Source organism: Priestia sp. SIMBA_032 (genome assembly GCF_046535215.1).
GTDB lineage: Bacteria > Bacillota > Bacilli > Bacillales > Bacillaceae_H > Priestia > Priestia aryabhattai.
Map to the genome: position 1 here is coordinate 1 of NZ_JAWRXD010000514.1, position 278 is coordinate 278.

Below are 278 nucleotides of genomic sequence, written 5' to 3' on the forward strand. Positions count from 1 at the left end.
GTTCAGATTTCGAGTTGATACTGATGAGGAACGCTATGAAGAATGATTTAGCCGGTTCTGCCGTCTCGCCAATTGGTTCAGGATATGACTGCGAGAACTCGAAGGCAGGCGACGATGCGCCGCACCTCTCCCTAAACGACGTCTCCAGAGTCAGAACGGAACTCTATATTGACGGTGCTTGGTGCAGCGCCTCCACAGGAGATCGCTTCGACGTGATCAACCCCGCCACTGAAAAGGTGATTGCTTCCGTTGCTGACGGTGGAACGGAGGACGCATTG

Annotated in this window: 1 pseudogene; it reads left to right on the forward strand. The window is 53.6% G+C overall.

The window, feature by feature from the left end:
• Positions 1-35: 35 nt before the first annotated feature.
• A pseudogene (locus SB717_RS35350) lies at positions 36-278 on the forward strand (hypothetical protein); the annotation flags it as partial.